The following is a 1,609-nucleotide window of genomic DNA, read 5'->3' as shown; positions in this document are numbered from 1 at the left end:
CGCCCAAGTACAGCCAATGCTCAGAAAGAAGCCACCACTAACGAAGGGATTATTGCTCCGAAGCTAAGCAAAACGAGAATTGCTAATATTGCTACCCCAGTAGAAGGTACTTTGGTGTATGCTACGGATGATGCTACTTCACTTATTTCTGCTTATACAGGAGGAGATACGAAAGTAGCGAAGATTACCGAAAAAGGGTACTATTATTACAACGGTACCGAATGGGTGAAAGCGGGGAGTGAAGTAAATAGTGGAGAATGGGTATATAACGGAACAGATGCGATTCATGCAAAGAGAGCAAAAGAAAATACTTCTTTTTCAAATACATTTGAAATTCTTGATAATGGCACTACTTATGTAAATCAAGGGCAGATAGATTGGAATACGTTTATAAATGCAGATGGTTCACCATTTTTTCTAAATGACCCTAGAGGGAAAACTTTAAACTTAAAATTTTTAGGCAGTAAAGTTTTACCACTTAATAGTGTTCAGGTTCACGATGGTATTCATGGATATAAATTTAATGATTCTTATGCTGTAGTAGAGGGGAGCCATGTAAATAATGCAAGTGGAGCAAAGAAAATGTATCAATCTTCTCATGAAACATTTCATTTAGGTAGTGATGTTAACCAACCTTTATATTATGTTAGAGCAAAAGGTTTTTTTACTGGTGTATACAATAATTCAGATGTGGAGAGTATTAGAGGGATTTCTTCACTTTTGCATAAAGCAGGGACTGGTAATTCTAAATTCGCCGCTGCAGCTTATTTTAGTACTAATATTGAAAATACGGGTAATATTGTAACTTTTGGAGAAGGAGTAAGAGCAAATGTAAATATAGATAATGATGGAACAGTAAATGATATGGTTGGAGGAAGGTTTTCAGCTCTTATTAAGAATGGAAACTCTTCTAGAGTAACAGGAGTTAGAGGAGAAGCAGCCAATAACAACACTCAAGATAAAAATGTTTCGTATTTGCTTGGAGGTGATTTTTATTCTAAAAATAATTCTAACAATACAATAAATTATATTATTTCTGTTAAAGGGTCAGCCGAAGTTAATGGTGATACTAAGGTAACTAAAGAATTATCTGGAGGTAGATTTGAGACTCAATTAAATAATTCATCAGAATTGAATTCAGTAAAAGGAGTAGCGTCGCTTCATATACTGCAAAATACACCTTCTGTGAAAGAAATGGTAGGTGTTCAAACTGGAATTGCTAAAAAAGCTAATACCCCTGCAACGATAAATACTCAAATTGAAAATTATTATGGCTTCATGTCAGATAATTCTCTTAGAGATGCTTCTTTTTTAGGTCAAATAACCAATTATTATGATTATTTTGCAAAGGATGTCTCATTAGCACCTAGTAAGATTACAAATCATTATGGAATCTATATCAATGGACTTAATAAGATTAATTATTTACAAGGAAAACTAGGTATTGGTACTACAACCCCAACCGAAAAACTTGATGTAGCAGGTAATATTAAGTCATCTTCTTTAGCAAGTAATGCAGGTAATCGTCATGTATATGCAGATGCCAATGGAGTGTTAAAAATAGGTACTAATGATGTTACTACATTAGCCAGCTTATGGACGGAAGATG

Annotated in this window: 1 pseudogene; it reads left to right on the top strand. The window is 34.1% G+C overall.

Annotated features, from left to right (window positions below):
* Positions 1-1,609: pseudogene (locus HMPREF9699_RS11335) on the top strand (hypothetical protein); the annotation flags it as partial.

Source organism: Bergeyella zoohelcum ATCC 43767 (assembly GCF_000301075.1).
In the GTDB taxonomy this organism is placed as follows: domain Bacteria; phylum Bacteroidota; class Bacteroidia; order Flavobacteriales; family Weeksellaceae; genus Bergeyella; species Bergeyella zoohelcum.
This window is presented reverse-complemented; position numbering and strand designations above follow the sequence as displayed.